Below are 20,370 nucleotides of genomic sequence, written 5' to 3' on the forward strand. Positions count from 1 at the left end.
CATGAAAGTAGAAAGATTTAACCCCAACAAAGATTATGGAACCCCAGCACGTTTATCAGAAAAGCTGGTGACGTTGGAAATTGACGGTATTGAAATCTCGGTACCCGAGGGCACGTCCGTTATGCGGGCTGCGGCACTGGTTGATATCAACATTCCCAAACTGTGTGCCACCGATAATCTGGAATCCTTCGGCTCCTGTCGTTTATGTGCCGTGCAAATTGAAGGCCGGCGTGGTTATCCCGCATCCTGCACCACCACAGTGGATGCCGGCATGAAAGTGACCACTCAGAATAAAAAACTGGCTGACTTACGTCGCAATATCATGGAATTGTATATTTCCGATCATCCACTGGATTGCCTGACCTGCCCGGCAAACGGTAACTGTGAACTACAGGATATGGCCGGCGCAGTGGGGCTGCGCGATGTGCGTTATGGCTATGCTGGTGAGAATCACCTGGAGAGTGAAAAAGATCATAGCAATCCCTATTTCGATTTTGATCCGAGCAAATGTATTGTTTGCTCACGTTGTGTAAGAGCCTGTGAAGAGGTACAAGGTACCTTTGCGTTAACCATTGATGGTCGGGGGTTTGCCTCGGTGGTATCGCCCAGTCAGCATGAAGATTTTATGGATTCTGAATGCGTGTCCTGCGGGGCCTGTGTACAAGCCTGCCCTACCTCCACTCTAATGGAAAAAAGCATTGTGGAAATGGGCCAACCGGAACATAGCGTGATCACTACCTGTGCTTATTGTGGCGTGGGTTGTTCATTCAAAGCGGAAATGAAAGGCGATCAAGTGGTGCGCATGGTGCCTTACAAAGGTGGTGACGCCAATCATGGCCATTCCTGTGTTAAAGGCCGTTTTGCCTTTGGGTATGCCACGCATAAAGATCGCCTGACCACGCCGATGATCCGCAATAACATCAATGAACCGTGGCAGGAAGCAAGTTGGGAAGAAGCCATTCAGTTTGCCGCAGACAAACTCAAAGGCATCCAGCAAAAATACGGTCGCAACAGTATTGGCGGCATTACGTCATCTCGTTGTACCAATGAAGAAACCTATTTGGTTCAAAAACTGATCCGTGCCGCATTTGGCAATAACAATACCGATACCTGTGCCCGAGTTTGCCACTCCCCCACCGGTTATGGACTGAAAGTCACACTAGGCGAATCAGCCGGTACCCAGAATTTTGACTCGGTAATGAAATCGGATGTGATTCTGGTGATCGGTGCCAATCCCACCGACGCCCATCCGGTATTTGGCTCAATGATGCGTCGCCGTCTGCGTGAAGGTGCACAGTTGATTGTGGCCGATCCTAGACATATCGATTTACTGAAAACACCACATCTCAAATCAGCTCTGCATCTGCCACTCAAACCGGGTTCCAATGTGGCGTTGATTAATTCCTTAGCACATGTTGTTGTGACTGAAGGCTTTGAAGACCACGAGTTTATTGAGTCGCGCTGTGATATGGAAACCTATGGAAAATGGCGTGAGTTTATTCGTGATGAGCGTCATTCTCCTGAATCTGTTGAGGCGGTTACCGGCGTCGCTGCAGAAAAAGTACGCGAGGCAGCACGTAGTTTTGCTCAAGGTAAAAACAGTGCCATTTATTACGGACTGGGGGTGACCGAGCACAGTCAGGGGTCAACCATGGTGATGGGGATTGCCAACCTCGCTATGGCGACCGGAAACCTGGGTCGTGAAGGTGTTGGTGTAAATCCACTGCGTGGACAGAATAACGTCCAGGGCTCATGTGATATGGGCTCTTTCCCACACGAATTACCCGGTTATCAGCATGTATCGAATGATGAATCACGGGCACATTTTGAAGCCGTCTGGGGCGTCAAACTGGATAATGAACCGGGACTGCGCATTCCAAATATGTTTGATGCTGCTATTGCCGGTGAATTCAAAGGGCTTTATGTGCAGGGCGAGGATATCGCTCAGTCTGATCCCGGAACGCAACACGTTGAAAGTGCCTTACGTTCACTGGAATGCCTGATTGTGCAGGATCTGTTTCTTAACGAAACGGCTAAATTCGCCCATGTGTTGTTGCCAGGTTCATCCTTCTTGGAAAAAGACGGTACCTTCACCAACGCCGAACGCCGAATTAACCGTGTTCGCAAAGTCATGCCACCATTGGCAGGTAAAGAAGACTGGCAAGTCACAATGGATTTGGCCAATGCGCTTGGTTATCCGATGCATTACAACCATCCCTCGGAAATAATGGATGAAATTGCCCAACTGGCACCGACCTTCACTGGCGTGAGTTTCAAACGCATTGATGAATTGGGCAGTATTCAATGGCCTTGCAATGACGCGCATCCAATCGGCACACCGACCATGCATGTCGATGATTTTCCGATTGGCAAAGGCCGTTTTAGTGTCACCGAATACGTTGCCACCGAGGAACGGACCAACAGCCGCTTCCCGTTATTGCTCACTACCGGACGAATTCTGTCGCAATACAATGTGGGTGCACAAACCCGTCGTACCCAAAACCAGCTTTGGCATGATGAAGACAGGTTAGATATTCATCCGCATGATGCAGAAGTTAGAGGTATCAAGGAAAACGATTGGGTCGGTATTACCAGCCGAGCCGGACAAACCGTGTTACGTGCCCGCCTCACCGAAAAAGTACTGCCTGGTGTGGTGTATACTACTTTCCATCATCCCGGCAGTGGTGCCAACGTTATCACAACCGATAACTCGGATTGGGCGACCAACTGTCCTGAGTACAAGGTTACCGCGGTACAAATCGAACGGGTCAGCCAGCCATCTGAATGGCAGAAAAACTTCGAGGCATTTGAAACGCTGCAATTGAATCTGTTAAAGAATCGAAAACACGATCAATCGATGCCCACAGGATCATCATCGTCATGAGCTTTGTTTATAAAACCTCGTTAGCCACACCTGTTTCAATTTATCAGCCGAACCTGAAACAGGCGCATTGGGCTTCTGATGAGGTGGCTGTCGAAGTGCCTGTTGCGCTGGTTTATAACTATATTTCGCACGTAGTAATGATGGCTTCTCCAGTCAATCTGGAAGACTTTGCTATTGGTTTCAGTTTGACCGAAGAAATCGTCGAATCCCGTGAGCAGATTAATCATGTTCATATCACTCAGGCCAAAGCTGGCATCACCATCCGTTTGCAAATCGCCGATGATGCTTTTGAAAAACTTAAGTCCAAACGCCGCAATATGACAGGCCGAACGGGTTGCGGTTTATGTGGAATTGAATCACTGAAACAAGCCATCCGACCTATCCCTGCTGTGCATGCTCCGCAGGTAAGTCAGGACGTCATTGCTCAATCCCTTGAAACTATCCGAGCAAATCAACCTATCAACGCAATAACAGGTGCCACTCATGCGGCTGCATGGTGTTCATTAAGCGGAAAGATTGAACTCGTGCGGGAAGATGTTGGCCGCCACAATGCGCTTGATAAATTGATTGGGGCAATGTCGAGCATGAAGATAGATCGCCAGCAAGGTTTTATTCTCGTCACCAGCCGCGCCAGTTATGAAATGGTGCAAAAAACCTGTATGGCCGGCGTAGGTTGTCTGGTCGCCATTTCGGCACCAACCAGCCTGGCTATTGAACAGGCACGCCAGGCGGGATTGCTGTTAGTCGGATTTGCCCGTGCGGATAAACACATCATTTATCACGATCCCCATCAACCTGAGCTATTAAGTCACGTCATCTAGAGAGTAAATCCATGAGCCATGATAGCCATTCCCAAACGGCCACCTTAATAAAGATGGTCAACCAGATTGCTGCCAACCTCAGTGCTTATGAACCTGCCGAAGCCGCTGAACGGATTGAACAACATCTGCTTCGTTTCTGGACGCCCAAAATGCGTCACGATCTGATTGATGCTGCTAAAGATGACACCGATATTTCACCCTTAGCGCGTGATGCGATCCAACGTTTACAAAACCTGCAGATACAAAAACAGTCTGCATAACCGCTGACAACATTGCCTCACTCAGCAGAAACCATGAGTATTTAAGGATAAAACATCATGCTGGCCCATCTTCATAAACGGCATATTGTTGCCAAGCCCGGATTTAATCGTTGGTGGATTGCCCCAGCATCGGTATTCATTCACCTGTGTATCGGCTCAGTGTATGCCTGGAGCATGTTTAATCCGCCACTCATCAAGCAACTGGGTGTGGTGGCCAGTGCTGCCGATGACTGGCATTTTTCATCGGTGGTCTGGATATTCTCAACTGCCATTGTTTTTCTCGGGCTTGCCGCTGCCATTGGTGGCAAATGGCTTGAACAGGTGGGGCCAAGAGCCACCGGATTTCTTGCTGCCTGTCTTTGGGGTGGAGGTTTTTTAATCAGCAGTCTGGGTCTCTATCTGCATGAACTGTGGTTAATCTATCTGGGCTATGGCGTTATTGGTGGTTGTGGTCTTGGTCTAGCCTATGTAACCCCCGTCAGTACATTAATTCGTTGGTTTCCCGATCGAAGAGGTATGGCAACGGGTATTGCTATTATGGGGTTTGGTGGTGGCGCCATTATCGGCGCACCATTGAAAGGCTATCTGTTATCACTTTTTTACGAAGCACCAACCTATTTAGGTAAAGCCACCGACCTTTCTTTAATTACTGAAAATGGCCGACGTTTTGTAGAAATGGCCGGTGATAAAGTAGAAGTAGTCGTCGCTACTGCCAAAGATATGGCCAATATGCCATTGCCCGGCCCAGAAGGTGTCTATATCGTCGGTTCTGGCAGTACCGGCGCGGCTTCAGTATTTCTAACTCTGGGCATTGTTTATTTTCTGGTGATGGTGATTGCCGCATTTAGTTTTCGGGTGCCACCAGCAGATTGGAAACCGGCAGGCTGGAATCCAGATCCAAACAAAAAAGCGGCTAAATCACTGATTAGCCAAAATCATGTGCATATTGATCAAGCATTAAAAACCCCACAGTTCTATCAACTGTGGATTATGTTGTGCTTCAATGTCACTGCAGGTATCGGCGTGATTGGCGTGGCGAAGACCATGGTCACCGATATCTTTGGCCCCAGTTTGCCATCAATAGTTGATGCAGGATTTGCCGCCACCTATGTGCTTATGATCAGCGTGTTTAATATGGCGGGTCGGTTTTTCTGGTCATCCATGTCGGACTATATTGGTCGGCAAACCACCTACAGTATTTTCTTTATGCTCGGTGCGTTGTTATATCTGTCGATTCCTTTTATTGCGATGCAAGCCAGCATTAATCCAGCCGTGATGTGGTTGATTCTGTTTTATGCTGTCACCATGCTGATTTTCACTATGTATGGTGGAGGCTTTGCCACTATTCCCGCCTACCTGGCCGATATTTTTGGCACTTTGCATGTCGGTGGTATTCATGGGCGTCTGTTAACAGCCTGGAGCGTCGCTGGCATTCTGGGGCCGGTATTACTCACCCATTTACGTGAACAATCGATTTATAAGGCTATTCACAACCTGACAAATACTGTCGACCCGAATGTATTTCTTAGCCGCTTTGGCGCGCCTATTACAGAACTCGATACCTTGATTCAAACCAGCACCGTTTCAATCGCCTCTCTCATGGAAATCGTGCCCGCTGGCACCATGGATCCAACGCCAAGTCTCTATAACACAACCATGTATGTGATGGCATCGTTGCTAATTGTGGCGCTTATCAGTAACCGCATGATGCGGCCGGTACATAGCAATCATCATGTACAAAACAGTCATTCGCATTGGTGGCAAAATCAGAAAGAAAATAAATCTGGATCAACGACGGCTGAATAAGGCACCCTTAGTCTCTCACTAAATGTCTGGGACTAGGGTTTATGCATGTCACCATTTATATCTCACTAGCAGCATTTCTCATTGTCGCTTTAGCACGCAATGTCATTGCGCTACGACGTCGACATAAAGTGGCATTAGGTGACGGCGGAAATAAAGATCTACTCGGCGCGATTAGGGCGCATGCTAATGCAGTTGAATATCTGCCAATTGGCTTGCTGTTGTTAATTGTTTTTGAACTTAACCAAGGCCCAATCTGGTTAATCCATGTACTCGGCATTTTGTTTATCATTGGTCGAGTAATTCATGCCAATGGCATCAGCAAATCCATCATTCCCCGACGAATCATTGGTATGCAATTGACCATTTGGTTACTGATCATAATGGCAGTGTTGAATCTATTAGCTTTTATCGGTATTCAGCTACCGGGCTGAGTCGTCTTCATCCAATCCCAACTCTGACCAAATCGCATCAACCCGAGCAACAATTGCAGGATCTTTCTCAATCGGTCTACCCCACTCGCGGTTAGTTTCGCCAGGCAATTTATTGGTCGCATCCATGCCCATTTTGGAACCCAGCCCCGATACCGGCGAAGCAAAATCCAGATAATCTATCGGTGTATTTTCAATTAAAACGGTATCGCGTGCCGGATCCATTCGTGTAGTAATCGCCCAAATCACATCTTGCCAATCGCGTACGTTCACATCATCATCGACGACGATCACGAATTTTGTATACATAAACTGCCGTAAAAACGACCATACTCCCATCATCACCCGCTTGGCATGTCCGGCATATTGTTTTTTCATGCTGACCACTGCCATGCGATATGAACAACCCTCAGGCGGCAGATAAAAATCGACAATCTCTGGAAACTGCTTCTGCAAAATCGGCACAAACACTTCGTTTAATGCCACACCCAGAATTGCCGGCTCATCTGGTGGTCGACCAGTGTAGGTGCTGTGATAAATCGGGTTTTTACGCTGAGTTATGCGTTCAATAGTAAACACCGGAAAGCTGTCCACTTCATTGTAATAACCGGTGTGATCGCCATACGGTCCTTCCGGCGCCATATCATCCGGATAGATAAATCCTTCCAGCACAATTTCGGCATGAGCAGGCACCTGCAGATCACTGCCGATACATTTCACCAGTTCGGTTTTGCTGCCACGTAGCAGACCCGCAAAAGCATATTCAGAGAGTGTATCGGGAACAGGCGTCACAGCACCTAAAATAGTCGCCGGGTCACATCCCAGCACAACAGCAATCGGGAACGGTTCTCCCGGATGGGTTTGCTGCCATTCTTTAAAATCCAGCGCCCCACCACGATGCGATAACCAACGCATAATCACCCGATTTTTACCGATCACCTGTTGGCGATAAATACCTAAATTCTGCCGAGTTTTATGTGGACCTTTGGTGACCACCAAGCCCCAGGTAATTAACGGTGCCGCATCTTCGGGCCAACATAATTGAATAGGATACTCAGCCAGATCAATGGCATCACCTTCAATTATTTGCTCCTGACACGGTGCTTTTTTCACCACCTTCGGGCCCATATTCAAAACCTGACGAAAGATCGGCAACTTATCCCAAGCGTCTTTCATGCCCTTAGGTGGTTCAGGCTCTTTCAGAAATGCCAGCAACTTACCGACTTCACGTAACGCCTCAACCGAATCCTCCCCCATGCCTAGAGCTACTCGTTTAGGTGTACCAAACAAATTGGCCAATACCGGAATCTTGCTGCCTTTCGGGTTCTCAAACAGAATCGCCGGACCACCAGCACGCAACACCCGATCACAAATCTCCGTCATCTCAAGATGGGGATCTACCTCGGTGGTGATGCGTTTTAGCTCGCCTTGTTTTTCAAGGTTGGTGATGAAGTCTCTTAGGTCGGTGTATTTCATGAGATATGATTTTTGAATAGTAATGTTGTAGCTTACCAGCTTAGGACATGATTTGGCTTAGCAGCTATCTCTATTGACTTATTTTGGATTAATTCGCCATTGAGAGACTGAAATTTATCGACCATACCAGTAATAATTTTCTAACGTTTTCATCGTGCCCTTTCCCCCATGAGAATGGTGAGCACAATGAGCACCTAACCTTGAGCATAAGCAATTGCCATTAATGTAATTGTACGAAAACTTGATTTTTAATTATGGACTAAAGCCCGCTGTTCATTTTTTGCGTGGCCAAAAAACGAACCAAAAAAGGCCAGCCCATACTCGCCCTGCGGGTTCCCTGTGCTTCTCGATCTGGTCGGGCATGACGGAAACTCCCTTCGGTCAAACAGCCGTCATGCTGTTCCGACCAGCTCTGCGATGCTCGGCTTCGCATAAGGGCAACAGGGGCATTAACGTTCAGGTGAGCTCCACAACTCCCCTTTTGTGTTGACGAGTAGCGGATTTTTGTCAGGATTAGAGACTTACCTGTCTGAGCGTAGCGAGTTTGGTGAGTCTCCCTGACAAAAAACGCAACGCAGTGAAGCCGCAGGCCAACACATGGGGTGCCCTTTTCTTTGGTTCGTTTCTTTTGGGCAAACAAAAGAAATGAACGCCCCGCGGCAGCGATCCAAATCATAAGCTCAACCGCAACCTACCAAAGATTAATTTCCTGACGATAAAAACTTGAACAACTTATTGTACAAGTAACCCTATCCTCCTATACTTGTACAACTGATTGTACAAAGGTGCCGATATGAAAATCGTCTCATTTTCTGAAGCCAGAAATAGCTTAAAAACCGTTCTCGATGGTGTGGTGAACGATGCTGATACCACCATCATTACCCGCCGTGATGCTGAAGATGCGGTGGTGATGTCGTTGGACTACTTCAACGGCTTGATGGAAACCGTGCATTTACTGCGCTCACCCGAGAACGTTAAACATCTGAACAAATCCATTGAACAATTCAAAGCTGGCAAGGCTAAACCGCGAGAGTTGATGGATGACTAAACGCTTATTGTCATGGACTGACGAGGCTTGGAAAGATTATCTCTACTGGCAGGGTCAGGATAAAAAAACACTACGCCGAATCAACAAATTGATCACCGATGTTCAACGTAGTCCCTTTGAAGGGATCGGCAAACCGGAGGCCTTAAAAGAAAACCTCTCCGGTTTCTGGTCACGACGGATTGATGATACCCATCGCTTGGTTTATGCCATTGAGGATTCAGCGATTACGATTATTTCTTGTCGGTATCATTATTAATATTTGGTAGGTTGCGGCTGAGGAACAAAGCCCAACATTTTTAAAAATGACTTCAAGATTGTTAGGCTTCATTGCATTCAGCCCAACCTACAGACACTCCCTAAATCCCCTTTTGTGTTGCCGATAAAAATAGTTATCCCAGGATAAGAAATCGGAATGTCTGAGCGCAGCGAGTTTTTTCGATTTACCTGGGATAACTATTTTTATCGGGGAGCCGCAGGCCAACACATAGGGTGCCCTTTTCTTTGGTTCGTTTCTTTTGGGCAAACAAAAGAAATGAACGCCCCGCGGCAGCGTTCCAAGTCATGGAACCAATGACTTTGTAGGCTTAGAAAAACTTAGCGCAAGCCTATGAAAGCACTAGATTCCCGCCTGCGCAGGAATGACGGAAACTCACTTCGGCCAAACAACCATCATGCTGATCCGACCAGCTCTGCGATGCTCGGCTTCGCATAAGGGCATTAAGGAAGAATCCCAAAACGTGAGGCTAGTGGATCCCCCTTTTGTGTTGCCGATAAAAATGGTTATTTCAGGATTAGAAATCGGAATGTCTGAGCGTAGCGAGTTTTTTCGATTTCCCTGAGATAAGTATTTTTATCGGGGAGCCGCAGGCCAACACATGGGGTGCCTTTTTCTTTGGTTCGTTTCTTTTGGGCAAACAAAAGAAATGAACGCCCCGCGGCAGCGTCCCAAGTCATTAAGTCAATAAACTTATTGAATTTACGAAACCCACAATTGTTGGGCTTCGCAAGCTCCACCCAACCAACCTTGATTATAAGTTTTATTTAAAAACTCACGCAGCATCCAATGCCTGGCTAGGTGTAATTTTAATCGCCACAAACTTGGATGTCGGAGTAAAGGTATGATCACCATAACTATCCAGCGGCACCAACGGGTTGGTTTCCGGATAATAGGCAGCCGCCTGACCTTGAGGAACATCAAAACTCAAAATGGTGAAATTTCTCACACGGCGTTCTTTGCCATCATCCCAAAGTGAATAGATATCCACCTTTTGGCCATGCTCCAGTCCCAGACGCTGAATATCAGCTTCGTTAGCAAAGATCACATCACGCATGCCATATACCCCACGATAACGATCGTTCATGCTGTAGATAGTCGTGTTGTACTGATCATGTGAACGCATGGTCTGCAAAATCAAATCGGGCACTTCACCCGTATCAGAAATCTGTTTGTGAATCAGTGATTCAGGCAGGGTGTTAGCAATAAAACGTGCTTTCTCGGTGGTCGTTTGCCACTGACGTTCAGCGGCTGGATTACCCAAATAGAACCCGCCTGGCTTGGCGATACGCTCATTGAAGTTAGTAAACCCGGGAATGACCTCGTCAATCAAATCACGAATTCGATCATAATCTTCTACCAACCATTTCCAGTCTACTGGGTGTTTACCCAAGGTGGCTTCAGCAATACCAGCGATGATGGCAGCTTCTGATTTCATTAATGGTGAGAAAGGTTTCAATTGACCATAGGAAATATGCACCATGCTAAAGGTGTCTTCCACCGTGATACCCTGTTTGCCGCTCATCTGATAGTCAATTTCTGTCCGGCCCAGACAAGGCAACATCAAAGCATTCTTACCAGTGACTAAATGACTTCTGTTTAATTTGGTCGAAATTTGAACTGTCAGATCACAATTTTTCATCGCAGCATGGGTGCGCGGTGTATCTGGTGCGGCTTGTACAAAGTTTCCTCCCAGTCCAAAGAAGACTTTGATATCACCCTGTTCCATTGCGGAAATAGCTTTAACCGTTGTATGACCATGCTCACGAGGCATTTTAATTTTAAAGCGATTTTCCAATGCATCGAGTAACCACTCCGGTGGTTGTTCGTCGATACCCATAGTGCGATCACCTTGCACATTACTGTGGCCACGGACAGGAGAAAGACCTGCTCCTGGCTTACCTACATTGCCACGCAATAATTGCAGGCTGACAATTTCATGAATAGTAGGTACGGAATGTAAATGTTGGGTGATTCCCATGGCCCAGCACATAATGACCCGATTGGCTCTGCGATACATATTGGCAGCCATTTCAATCTCGGCCAAACTAAGACCGGATTGGGTTTCTATATGCTGCCAGCTGGTGTTGTCTAATACTGCCAGATAGTCATCTACGCCACTGGTATGCTCTGCAATAAATTCGCGATCAAAAACGGCTGCACTATCATTCTCGAGTGCTTGTTTTTCCCATTCCCAGAGAAATTTTGCTATGCCTCGAATTGCGGCCATATCGCCGCCCAATGCTGGTCTGAAATACCCGGTATTGGTAGGTTCAGAATCATTTTTAAGCATTTCCAAGGGGTTTTGAGGATGTTGAAAACGTTCCAGACCACGTTCTTTTAACGGGTTAAAGCAGATTACCTGAGCGCCACGTTTGACCGCTTCACGTAAAGGTTCCAGCATACGCGGGTGGTTAGTACCCGGGTTTTGACCGATAACGAAGATGGCATCGGCATGCTCGAAATCTTCAAACTCGACAGTCCCTTTACCGACGCCTAAGGTTTCAGACATCGCGATGCCACTGGCTTCATGGCACATGTTGGAACAATCAGGGAAATTATTGGTGCCCAAGGTACGGACGAACAATTGATACAAAAAAGCGGCTTCATTACTGGCTCGGCCGGAGGTGTAAAACTCGGCTTGATGGGGGGTATCCATGCTGTTTAAATGCTGAGCAACCAATTCAAAAGCCTTGGGCCATGTGGTCGGCTCATAATGATCTGATTCAGCGTTATAGCGCATGGGATGAGTAATGCGGCCTTGTGATTCCAGCCAATGATCATTTTGTTGTAATAACTCGGTAACGGTATGTTTGGCAAAGAAGGCCGGATCCACTCGACGGCTGGTAGCTTCCCAGTTGACGGCTTTAGCACCATTCTCGCAAAATTTAATCATGCCTTTTTCAGGTGTTTCACCCCAGGCACAGCCGGGACAATCTAGCCCGTGATCCTGATTGGTTTTCAGCATTGCGCGAATGTTGTGCATGGCATTTTTACTGCCTAGCCAATTTTTGGCCACGCTGACCAACGCGCCCCAACCTGCTGCCGGACCATTGTATGGTTTGTAATGACTCAAAATCTTTCTCCGGGAAATGAAAAATATAGTGCAAAGTCCCAATCAACGCTGTAAGAAACAGTGAAAGGCAAATAAAATGGGGGTTCTCGCTAGTTTGTTTTTTTTGAGATCAAAATGGCTGAACGTTGCCAGTTATGATTTTCTCTTAATATGCAAAGTTAAACATAAATCAGATCGATTCTATTGTTTATAAATTATAATGACTATAAGCACTTACAATCAATACAAGCTATATATATCGGGAATAAAATCCTGTTTTAGTTCAAACCGAAATATGTTTTAAATTTCATATCAATTCAATCAATAAATTGAGTAATGTTGAAAATTTAAAATGCTACTTCAAACCAAACAATAATTTATTCATTTTGCATTTTGTCTTGTTCAATCCAATATTAAGTTTAATATGCTTAAATAAAAGCTTTGAAGACAATCAGTTGGAGGTTGTTATGGCTGGAGGTTGGTCTCGAGATGGTGCCGTTCAGGATCAGATAGATGCCAGTGTTGAAGATGGTATTCAACAGGCTCGTTCCCGTTTGCCAAAAGGTGAAAGTCTGACGCATTGTGAAGAGTGCGAGAAGGAGATCCCCCAAGCAAGACGGGAGGCGGTTCCCGGTGTTCGACTGTGCGTGAAATGTCAGGAAATTATCGATAAAGAAGACAAGGCGTTTAAGCTGTTTAATCGACGGGGTAGTAAGGATAGTCAGCTACGCTAACCCCCTATGTTATTAGCTATAAAGTGAGCACTTCGGTGCTCTTTTGCTTTTCAGCATCGCAGTGTGTAAAGCTGTGTGCAGATTTAGTTTGCTGAATCTTCTGCAGTTCACACGAATTTGATTACGGCTGTTTTAAAGTTTGATGCTTTAGTCTGGCTGTACTTTTTAAGAGATATAAAATGAAAAAATTATTACTGGCGTTACCTTTTATTTTTGCTGCACAGCAAGCTTTGGCAATAGATGATCAGGATAAAGAAAATTATAAAAAAAATTACACCTCACAATTAAAACCATTGGTTGTGCAGAAGTTGAGTGCTGATAGACCTGAAATGTCTGCCCGTGCAATTGATGATGAGGCTAATGCCTATGTGACTAAAATGGCAACTTGCCAGCTAGATGCGTTGCTCCAGTTCCCTGAAGAATATAGTGAAAAAGCCATTATGCCGGTAGGAAAGGGAGCAGATATCGCACAGACTACGCATGATTTAAATCAACAGATGCTGCAGGATATCGAAGCAGGCAAACTCTCGAAAGATAAGGCGGCGACGATGATTCAAACTGCTCAGGAATCCGCTCAAATTTGTATGAATTCATAAAAATCAGAATGCTTACATCATAAAAAAGGGCCTTTCGGCCCTTTTTTGTTTACGCGGCAATGCCGGTATGTCTTAACAATGCATCAATCTGCGGTTCGCGGCCACGGAACTCAATAAACAGTTCCATTGGTTCACGGGATCCACCTTGTTCCAGAATGGCTTCAAGAAATTCCAGACCGGTCTGGCGATCAAAAATGCCCTTCTCTTCAAATTTGGAAAACGCATCGGCTGACAGCACTTCGGCCCATTTGTAACTGTAATAACCAGCAGCATATCCGCCAGCAAAAATATGGGCAAAGCTGTGAGCAAAACGATTGAACTTAGGCGGTTTCACCACGGTGACTTCATCACGCACTTGTTCGAGGATCTTGTCGACCTGATTTGGCTCATTGGGATTAAATTCGAGATGCAGACGGAAATCAAATAACGAGAATTCCAGCTGACGTAACATCATCATTGCTGATTGGAAGTTACGTGCGGCAATCATTTTGTCGAACAAGTCATCAGGCAGTTTTTCACCAGTCTGGTAATGGCCGGAAATCAAATCCAAAGCTTCACGTTCCCAGCACCAGTTTTCCATAAATTGACTGGGCAGCTCGACCGCATCCCATGCCACACCGTTAATACCAGAGACTCCAGCATATTCAATTTTAGTCAACATATGATGCAAGCCATGTCCGAATTCATGGAACAGCGTAGTCACTTCATCATGGGTAAACAAAGCCGGTTTATCACCGACGGGTTCGGAGAAGTTACAGGTCAGAAATGCCACTGGAATTTCAATACCTTCGGCGCTACGACGGCGTGCTTTACATTCATCCATCCATGCGCCGCCGCGTTTATGCTGACGAGCATATAAATCCAGATAGAACTGAGCACGAACACTGTCATCTTCAGCGATAATTTCAAAAAACCTTACGTCTTTATGCCAGACATCCACATCAGTGCGTTCGCGAATATCCAGTCCGTATAAACGATTGACCACAGCAAACAGGCCATTCACTACTTTGTCTTCCGGGAAGTACGGTTTTAATTCTTCCTGTGAAATCGAATAACGTTGTTGACGTAGTTTTTCAGCAAAATAGGTGACATCCCAGGCTTCAAGTTGATCCTGATCGGCAGTGGATTTGGCAAAGGCGCGTAATTCGGCATATTCCTGCTCGGCAATCGGTTTTGAGCGCTTGGCCAGATCCTGTAAAAAGTCCAGAACCTGTTGTGGTGATTGTGCCATTTTGGTGGCCAAAGAACGTTCGGCGTGATTGGCAAACCCCAACAGGTTAGCCAGTTGGTGACGCAAGTTCAGAATATCCAGCATCACTTCGGTGTTATCCCATTTGCCGGCATTCGGACCTTGGTCTGAGGCTTTGGTGGCAAACGCGGTATACATTTCTTCACGTAATTCACGATTATCGGCATACGACATCACCGGCATATACGATGGGAAATCCAGGGTAAATAACCAGCCTTCCTCACCTTCACGCTTGGCCATTTGCTCGGCCATTTCAATAGTGGATGGCGGTAAACCGGATAATAAAGACTCGTCGGTGATCAGCTTGCGCCAGGCGTGGGTGGCATCCAGCAGATTTTCTTCAAACTTAGCTGTGCGTTCAGTCATTTGCTGTGACAGTTTTTTAAACTCATCACGTTGTTGCTGATCCAGCTCAACACCCGATAGGCGAAAATCACGAACGGCATTATCAATAACTTTTTTCTGTGCTGTGTCTAATTTCTGATATTCAGCGCCTTCGGCAATGGCTTTATAGGCTTGATACAGCGTTTCATTCTGACCCAGCTCAGTGGAAAATTCGCTGAGCTTTGGCAAACAGGCGTTATAGGCCTGACGCAGTTCTTCGGAATTCACCACTGAATTCATATGGCTGACTGGCGACCAGACAGTGTCAATCAGTGCGTCCATATCTTCCATTGGCTGTACCAATGTTTCCCATGTCGGTTCTGTCAGCGTGCTGAGAATAGTGTCAATTTTATTGCGTGCCGTGCTCAACGCATGATCAATAGCGGGCACAACATGCTCGGCTTTTATTGCGGAAAATGGCGGTAAACGGTGATTTTCCAGTAATGGATTGCTCATAATAGTGTCCTGATTAAGTTCGGTATCGCCCGCAGTGTAGCGCGTGAAGTTACTGTCATGGTAACGCAACAAAACAGTCATCACACTGCAATATCTAATAGATAAGGTTTGCTCAGAATTTTAAGTGAAAGAGTGCCTTATGCAAACACAACTAAGTCACAAGCAAAAGCTGAAAGTTCGCACCGTGTTCATTTCGGATATCCATTTGGGTTTCCGAGGTTGCAGTGCAGAGCTCCTCCTTAACTTTTTACATAATGTGGAATGTGAATATCTTTATCTGGTCGGCGATATTATCGACGTCTGGGAAATGAAAAAGCGCATGTACTGGCCTCAGGAACACAATAACGTTGTCCGTACCCTGCTCGGTAAAGCCAAGCACAATACCAAGGTCATCTTTGTCCCCGGCAATCACGATGAGATATTGCGGGATTATGATGGTGCGGTTTTCGGTAATGTGCAGATTCATAACGAAATCATTCATACCACCGCTGATAAACGAAAATTGCTGATTATTCACGGCGATCAATTCGATAGCGTGGTGAAAATATCACCGATGTTAGCCAAAATTGGAAGCCGGCTCTACGAGTTTTTATTGCGCGCCAATCGCTGGGTAAATTACTTCCGTCGCAAGATGGGCTTCTCTTATTGGTCGTTGGCAGCGTTTTTGAAACATAAAGTGAAAAATGCCGTTCAGTACATAAGTAATTTTGAAGAAGCTGTGGCCCATGAAGCGTCTAAACAAGGCGTGGATGGCGTGGTCTGTGGACATATTCACCGTGCTGAAATTACCCGAATCCAAGACATTGATTATTACAACTGCGGTGACTGGGTGGAAAGCTGTACGGCTTTGGTGGAACACCCGGATGGTCAGATGGAAATCATTCCTTGGGCAGAGTTATTCAATCAGCAAGTCTTGATCGCCAAAGCCGCTTAATGAAATTAGTGATTGTGACAGATGCCTGGGAGCCTCAGGTCAACGGGGTTGTGCGCACCTTAGGCAAAACCCGTGAGCATTTGCAGGAGATGGGTTACGAGGTAATTATGATTACCCCTCTGAATTTTAAAACCATCCCCTGCCCGACTTATCCTTCGATTCGACTAGCTATACTGCCTTATCGTAAACTTTCTAATATGTTGAACAATGTGCAAGCCAATGCCGTGCATATTGCGACCGAAGGCCCATTAGGCATGGCTGCCCGGCGTTGGTGCTTACGTCATAAGATTCAATTTACCACCTCATTCCATACCCAATTTCCAGAATATGTACGGCTGCGTTTACCCATACCGCTCAGTTGGAGTTATGCCTGGATACGCCGCTTTCATCGTCCTGCAGTGAGAACCTTAGTACCCACAATTTCTCAGCAGCAACGCTTGCAGCACTATGAGTTTCAGGATGTGTATGTTTGGGGGCGTGGCGTAGATACCACGATTTTTACCCCAAATAATCCTAAACATTATGATTTACCTAGACCTATTTTTATCAATATGGGTCGTGTGGCAGTTGAAAAAAACATTGAAGCTTTTTTGGATCTTGATTTACCAGGCAGCAAAGTGGTGATTGGTGATGGCCCCGATTTAGAAATGCTGCAAAAAAGTTATCCTGATGTGGTGTTTACCGGAGCCAAATTTGCACAGGAACTTGCTTCATATCTAGCAGGTGGCGATGTATTTGTGTTTCCCAGCCAAACCGACACCTTTGGTTTGGTGATTTTGGAAGCCATGGCCTGTGGTCTCCCAGTCGCCGCCTTTCCGGTAACAGGACCTAAAGATATTATCATTGCAGGCCAAACGGGTCAGCTCGACTGGGACCTGCAAAAGGCCGCTTTAAATGCGCTGAATTTACGTAAAACAGATTGTATTACCTATGCACATGAAAATAGTTGGCAGAAATGCACTGCGGTTTTTGCTGGATTAATGTACGACAATCATCTTCCCGCCCAAGTTAAAACAGCGCAAATCCTCAGTCAAAAAAGCTGAAGCATTATCATTCTCATGTTGCAAAATGACAACAGCGTCATACTTTACTTGTATTCGTACAACAGACTACTTGATTAGCCTAGAACTGCCGTGAGATTATTCTCTGCATATTTAAGTTTCAGGGAATGCCACAATGTTTGAATTAAGAGGTTTTTTCAGAATCAGCCTAATTAGTATGGTTGTTCTGTTTACAGGTTGCGCCACCGTACAAAATCCCGACGAACGAGATCCGTTCGAAAGCTACAACCGTGCAATGTATAAATTCAATGATACGGTTGACCGTGCTGTATTGAAACCGGTAGCAAAAGGTTATGACGCAATAGTACCTGATGCGATTAGTTGGGGCGTCAGCAACTTTTTCAGCAATCTGAATGATATTACCGTCGCCGTTAATAGTTTATTGCAAGGCAAATTCAGTCAAGCAGCGGATGATACAGGCCGTTTCCTGTTAAACAGTACGGTTGGTGTTGCAGGTATTTTTGATGTGGCTGGTCATGCAGGAAACCGTAAGCGTAACGAAGATTTCGGCCAAACTCTTGGCGCTTGGGGTGCTGAGCCTGGCGCATATGTCGTACTACCTTTTTTTGGTCCACGAACTGTGCGTGATTCATTTGGCTTAGTTGGCGATATGTTCACAGATCCTGTCATGTATGTAGAAGGTCCAGGTGCACGTAATGCGTTTACCGCAACTCGGGTTATTGATACACGTGCCAACCTTCTGAAATCAGAACGTGTTCTGAATGAGGCAACCGATGATGAATATGCTTATGTAAGAAATGCTTATCTGCAACGTCGCCAATATCTAGTTTACGATGGTAATCCACCAGATACAGATGATTACGATCTATTTGATGATGAGTAAGCCTTCGGGACAATACTAATCTTCATCGTTATAATAAAAAGAGCCGGATTTATTCCGGCTCTTTTTCGTTTCAAGGTTCCATCATCGGTAGTTAAATGACTTCACTCTTGTTTACCTTCGCTGTTATCAGTGGTTTTGTTTTACTGATTTGGGGAGCGGATAAATTTATTGATGGTGCGGCAGGTATTGCCTCCAATCTAGGTGTCGCTCCTCTTATTGTTGGAGTGACCATTGTTGGCTTTGGTACCTCTGCCCCTGAAATGATGGTCTCTGCCCTTGCCGCTTTTGATGGCGCTCCCGCATTAGGCATTGGTAATGCGATTGGTTCGAATATCACCAATGTTGGGTTGGTATTGGGCGTGACCATTCTCATCTCCCCGTTGGTAGTTCACTCAGTGACTTTAAGAAGAGAATTCCCGGTATTGGTCTTTATCATGATCCTGGCCCTAGTATTATTGCTGTGGGATATGGAGTTAGATCGAATTGATGGCATTATTCTGTTTTCCGGCTTCCTACTAACTTTGGGTGGCATGGCTTGGTTAGCGGTGCAAAGCACACAGGACGACCCGCTTAAATTAGAATTCACCCAAGAATATGATCAGCCTAACCTCTCGCTGAAAAAATCTGTCTTACTGTTTTTGATTGGCTTGATTACCCTGTTGGGTGGCTCAAAGCTATTAGTCTGGGGAGCGACTGGTATTGCACAAATATTAGGTATCAGTGATCTGGTTATTGGTTTAACCGTCGTCGCCATTGGCACCAGCTTGCCAGAATTAGCCGCTTGTATTTCTTCCGCATTAAAAAATGAACACGACATTGCCGTCGGCAATATTCTTGGCTCAAATATCTTTAATTTGCTGGCTGTGCTTGCCATGCCGGGACTGATTCAGCCATCTAAAGTAGATACCCTGCTGCTAACACGCGATTTTAGCTTTATGATTGGCCTGACCATCGTGCTGTATTTGTTTGCACGCTTTTGTTTGAAAGGCCGATTGGGACGCCCGGTTGGTTTATTACTGCTCATGGTTTATGCAGGCTATATAAGTTTGCTGGCCTATCAAGGTGTGCATAACGGTATATGAAAATAGATTCTGATAAATTAAAAAAACTGGCACTGGCGGTAATTGATACCGAACTGGAATCAGTTATGTTGCTGCGTGACCGTATCGATGATGATTTTGTACGGGCATGTGAATTTTTATTGCAATGTCAGGGCCGTATCGTGGTGATTGGCATGGGTAAGTCCGGCCATATCGGCAGTAAAATTGCGGCGACTTTAGCCAGTACCGGAAGCCCGGCTTTTTTTGTTCACCCAGGCGAAGCCAGTCATGGTGATCTGGGCATGATTACCGATAAAGATGTCGTGTTGGCCCTGTCAAATTCCGGCGAAACGGCCGAAATACTGACCATTCTGCCCTTGATTAAACGTCTAGGTGTGCCGTTAATCACCATGAGCGGCCGGATGGACTCGACACTGTCATCCTGTGCTGATGCGGTGATTAATGTCAGTGTATTTAAAGAAGCTTGCCCACTTGGTTTAGCGCCGACGTCCAGCACTACAGTTGCATTAGTGATGGGAGATGCTTTGGCCATCGCCTTATTGGAAACTCGTGGATTCACAGCAGAAGACTTTGCCCTCTCTCATCCGGGTGGCAATCTTGGTCGACGTTTATTACTACGTGTCAGCGATATTATGCACACTGGGGAAGCTATTCCACAGGTCCATCAACATGCTTTATTACGTGAAGCATTAATTGAGATGTCGAATAAAAGTCTCGGTATGACCGCTGTAGTGGATAATGACGGCAAATTAGTCGGTATCTTCACTGACGGTGATTTACGTCGTGTGTTGGCTCAGGAAGTGAACATTCTGACCGCTCCCTTGAATGAGCATATGACACGTCACTGTAAAACAGGTCAGGCAGAGATGCTGGCCGCCGAAGCATTGCAGATGATGCAGCAATATAAAATCAACGGTCTGTTGATTACCGATAAAAACCATAACTTAACTGGCGCACTGAATATGCATGATTTATTACGTGCTGGTGTAGTCTGATTTT

Annotated in this window: 17 protein-coding genes; 14 read left to right on the top strand and 3 right to left on the bottom strand. The window is 45.9% G+C overall.

Going from position 1 to position 20,370, the window contains the following annotated elements; genetic code table 11:
- Position 1 precedes the first annotated feature (1 nt).
- Genes fdhF through ACN0V2_RS09695 form a run of 5 tightly spaced genes read left to right on the top strand, consistent with a single transcriptional unit; the run spans position 2 to position 6,202 of the window.
- Entirely contained in the window at positions 2-2,884 is a 2,883-nt protein-coding gene (gene fdhF / locus ACN0V2_RS09675; protein ID WP_417550603.1) for a formate dehydrogenase subunit alpha, read from the top strand.
- The gene (gene fdhD, locus ACN0V2_RS09680) at positions 2,881-3,705 is read left to right on the top strand and encodes a formate dehydrogenase accessory sulfurtransferase FdhD (RefSeq protein WP_417550604.1); all 825 of its coding nucleotides are present in this window, start codon (positions 2,881-2,883) and stop codon (positions 3,703-3,705) included. Before fdhF ends, fdhD begins: the two co-directional genes overlap by 4 nt.
- Positions 3,706-3,716: 11 nt before the next feature.
- Positions 3,717-3,965: a formate dehydrogenase subunit delta gene (locus ACN0V2_RS09685; protein ID WP_417550605.1), complete on the top strand. Its 249-nt coding sequence runs from the start codon at positions 3,717-3,719 to the stop codon at positions 3,963-3,965.
- A 57-nt stretch (positions 3,966-4,022) separates the two neighbouring features.
- Entirely contained in the window at positions 4,023-5,771 is a 1,749-nt protein-coding gene (locus tag ACN0V2_RS09690; protein ID WP_417550606.1) for an OFA family MFS transporter, read from the top strand.
- 41 nt (positions 5,772-5,812) lie between these two features.
- Complete coding sequence (locus ACN0V2_RS09695) at positions 5,813-6,202, top strand: MAPEG family protein (RefSeq protein WP_417550607.1); 390 nt, start codon at positions 5,813-5,815, stop codon at positions 6,200-6,202.
- Here ACN0V2_RS09695 and ubiD read toward each other — a convergent pair.
- Positions 6,191-7,675 carry a 4-hydroxy-3-polyprenylbenzoate decarboxylase gene (gene ubiD, locus ACN0V2_RS09700; RefSeq protein ID WP_417550608.1) on the bottom strand — a complete coding sequence of 495 codons (1,485 nt, stop codon included), beginning with the start codon at positions 7,673-7,675 and terminating at the stop codon, positions 6,191-6,193. The genes ACN0V2_RS09695 and ubiD overlap by 12 nt on opposite strands.
- A gap of 793 nt (positions 7,676-8,468) precedes the next feature.
- On the opposite strand from ubiD, the gene ACN0V2_RS09705 reads away from it, so the two are divergent.
- Entirely contained in the window at positions 8,469-8,723 is a 255-nt protein-coding gene (locus tag ACN0V2_RS09705) for a type II toxin-antitoxin system Phd/YefM family antitoxin (protein WP_014706018.1), read from the top strand.
- Positions 8,716-8,979, top strand: coding sequence for a Txe/YoeB family addiction module toxin (locus ACN0V2_RS09710; protein ID WP_417550609.1), 264 nt, complete (start codon positions 8,716-8,718; stop codon positions 8,977-8,979). The genes ACN0V2_RS09705 and ACN0V2_RS09710 overlap by 8 nt, the downstream gene beginning before the upstream one ends.
- 793 nt (positions 8,980-9,772) lie before the next feature.
- Here the strand turns inward: ACN0V2_RS09710 and ACN0V2_RS09715 are convergent.
- Positions 9,773-12,073 carry an FdhF/YdeP family oxidoreductase gene (locus ACN0V2_RS09715; RefSeq protein ID WP_417550610.1) on the bottom strand — a complete coding sequence of 767 codons (2,301 nt, stop codon included), beginning with the start codon at positions 12,071-12,073 and terminating at the stop codon, positions 9,773-9,775.
- Positions 12,074-12,519: 446 nt separating this feature from the next.
- Here ACN0V2_RS09715 and ACN0V2_RS09720 point away from each other — a divergent pair, with 446 nt between their 5' ends.
- Positions 12,520-12,786, top strand: coding sequence for a DksA/TraR family C4-type zinc finger protein (locus ACN0V2_RS09720; protein ID WP_417550611.1), 267 nt, complete (start codon positions 12,520-12,522; stop codon positions 12,784-12,786).
- 179 nt (positions 12,787-12,965) lie between these two features.
- Positions 12,966-13,382 carry a hypothetical protein gene (locus tag ACN0V2_RS09725; RefSeq protein ID WP_417550612.1) on the top strand — a complete coding sequence of 139 codons (417 nt, stop codon included), beginning with the start codon at positions 12,966-12,968 and terminating at the stop codon, positions 13,380-13,382.
- 49 nt (positions 13,383-13,431) lie between these two features.
- Here ACN0V2_RS09725 and prlC read toward each other — a convergent pair whose 3' ends face one another.
- Positions 13,432-15,471, bottom strand: coding sequence for an oligopeptidase A (gene prlC, locus ACN0V2_RS09730; RefSeq protein WP_417550614.1), 2,040 nt, complete (start codon positions 15,469-15,471; stop codon positions 13,432-13,434).
- Between the two features lie 139 nt (positions 15,472-15,610).
- Here prlC and ACN0V2_RS09735 point away from each other — a divergent pair, with 139 nt between their 5' ends.
- The 5 genes from ACN0V2_RS09735 (at position 15,611) to ACN0V2_RS09755 (ending at position 20,366) form a co-directional block, all read left to right on the top strand.
- On the top strand, positions 15,611-16,405 hold the full coding sequence (locus ACN0V2_RS09735; RefSeq protein WP_417550615.1) for a UDP-2,3-diacylglucosamine diphosphatase: 795 nt from the start codon (positions 15,611-15,613) through the stop codon (positions 16,403-16,405).
- Complete coding sequence (locus ACN0V2_RS09740; protein ID WP_417550616.1) at positions 16,357-17,448, top strand: glycosyltransferase family 4 protein; 1,092 nt, start codon at positions 16,357-16,359, stop codon at positions 17,446-17,448. The genes ACN0V2_RS09735 and ACN0V2_RS09740 overlap by 49 nt, the downstream gene beginning before the upstream one ends.
- Positions 17,449-17,581: 133 nt before the next feature.
- A complete protein-coding gene (locus tag ACN0V2_RS09745; protein WP_417550617.1) occupies positions 17,582-18,310 on the top strand; it encodes a VacJ family lipoprotein in 729 nt (242 codons plus the stop codon).
- A 95-nt stretch (positions 18,311-18,405) separates the two neighbouring features.
- Positions 18,406-19,392 (top strand): calcium/sodium antiporter, encoded by a 987-nt coding sequence (locus ACN0V2_RS09750; protein WP_417550618.1) that lies wholly within the window; start codon positions 18,406-18,408, stop codon positions 19,390-19,392.
- Entirely contained in the window at positions 19,389-20,366 is a 978-nt protein-coding gene (locus tag ACN0V2_RS09755; RefSeq protein WP_417550619.1) for a KpsF/GutQ family sugar-phosphate isomerase, read from the top strand. Before ACN0V2_RS09750 ends, ACN0V2_RS09755 begins: the two co-directional genes overlap by 4 nt.
- Positions 20,367-20,370: the final 4 nt, after the last annotated feature.

Origin of the sequence: Methylophaga sp. (assembly GCF_048266885.1) — a bacterium.
Classification (GTDB): Bacteria; Pseudomonadota; Gammaproteobacteria; order Nitrosococcales; family Methylophagaceae; genus Methylophaga.

Bases quoted from the DNA above. Each gene is read 5' to 3' on its own strand.
- fdhF (WP_417550603.1), top strand. From the start codon at position 2: ATGAAAGTAGAAAGATTTAACCCCAACAAAGATTATGGAACCCCAGCA.
- fdhD (WP_417550604.1), top strand. From the start codon at position 2,881: ATGAGCTTTGTTTATAAAACCTCGTTAGCCACACCTGTTTCAATTTAT.
- ACN0V2_RS09685 (WP_417550605.1), top strand. From the start codon at position 3,717: ATGAGCCATGATAGCCATTCCCAAACGGCCACCTTAATAAAGATGGTC.
- ACN0V2_RS09690 (WP_417550606.1), top strand. From the start codon at position 4,023: ATGCTGGCCCATCTTCATAAACGGCATATTGTTGCCAAGCCCGGATTT.
- ACN0V2_RS09695 (WP_417550607.1), top strand. From the start codon at position 5,813: ATGCATGTCACCATTTATATCTCACTAGCAGCATTTCTCATTGTCGCT.
- ubiD (WP_417550608.1), bottom strand. From the start codon at position 7,675: ATGAAATACACCGACCTAAGAGACTTCATCACCAACCTTGAAAAACAA.
- ACN0V2_RS09705 (WP_014706018.1), top strand. From the start codon at position 8,469: ATGAAAATCGTCTCATTTTCTGAAGCCAGAAATAGCTTAAAAACCGTT.
- ACN0V2_RS09710 (WP_417550609.1), top strand. From the start codon at position 8,716: ATGACTAAACGCTTATTGTCATGGACTGACGAGGCTTGGAAAGATTAT.
- ACN0V2_RS09720 (WP_417550611.1), top strand. From the start codon at position 12,520: ATGGCTGGAGGTTGGTCTCGAGATGGTGCCGTTCAGGATCAGATAGAT.
- ACN0V2_RS09725 (WP_417550612.1), top strand. From the start codon at position 12,966: ATGAAAAAATTATTACTGGCGTTACCTTTTATTTTTGCTGCACAGCAA.
- prlC (WP_417550614.1), bottom strand. From the start codon at position 15,471: ATGAGCAATCCATTACTGGAAAATCACCGTTTACCGCCATTTTCCGCA.
- ACN0V2_RS09735 (WP_417550615.1), top strand. From the start codon at position 15,611: ATGCAAACACAACTAAGTCACAAGCAAAAGCTGAAAGTTCGCACCGTG.
- ACN0V2_RS09745 (WP_417550617.1), top strand. From the start codon at position 17,582: ATGTTTGAATTAAGAGGTTTTTTCAGAATCAGCCTAATTAGTATGGTT.
- ACN0V2_RS09750 (WP_417550618.1), top strand. From the start codon at position 18,406: ATGACTTCACTCTTGTTTACCTTCGCTGTTATCAGTGGTTTTGTTTTA.
- ACN0V2_RS09755 (WP_417550619.1), top strand. From the start codon at position 19,389: ATGAAAATAGATTCTGATAAATTAAAAAAACTGGCACTGGCGGTAATT.